A 439-nucleotide genomic window follows, 5' to 3' on the forward strand; every position below is an offset into this window, starting at 1 on the left:
GTCCAGGCCATGGTGATGGAGCGAGTGACGGCACGGAGCTTCGTGGTTGGGACCTCCGAATACCAGAAGTGGGACGGAAGACAGCCGGGGATGGCCGATAGCATTGAACAAATAGAGGACCATTTCAAACCAGTGGAAAGGCCAGATGATGGAGAGCGCGTTCGGAAGAGCGAGAAGGAACTCTTCGATGAACTTCAGGCCATCTTGAGGGATGCTCCGAGGGGCCGGTAGAGGTTACTTGGTCGGATAAGGCCCACCTGTTCGGACGACAACACCCTCTCCTCACGGCTTCTCACCTACCGATCTGTCCGGCGTTCTCCCGCTGCCTGCCCTGTTCCATTCCGGGGGCCGTGGCGCGCGGTGGCTGTGGCCGGTCGGTAGATGTGAGGCCGTGTGTGCCCCTATCTGTCCTCCCCTTTTGGACTGGACGGTTCAGGGT

The 439-nt window shown here is 59.9% G+C and carries 1 protein-coding gene; it reads left to right on the plus strand.

Annotated elements, in window-relative coordinates:
- A partial coding sequence (locus EOA29_RS42560; RefSeq protein ID WP_210213244.1) for a hypothetical protein occupies positions 1-231 on the plus strand: 231 nt, incomplete at its 5' end.
- Positions 232-439 lie beyond the last annotated feature (208 nt).

The organism is Mesorhizobium sp. M1E.F.Ca.ET.063.01.1.1 (assembly GCF_003998155.1).
Lineage (GTDB): Bacteria > Pseudomonadota > Alphaproteobacteria > Rhizobiales > Rhizobiaceae > Mesorhizobium.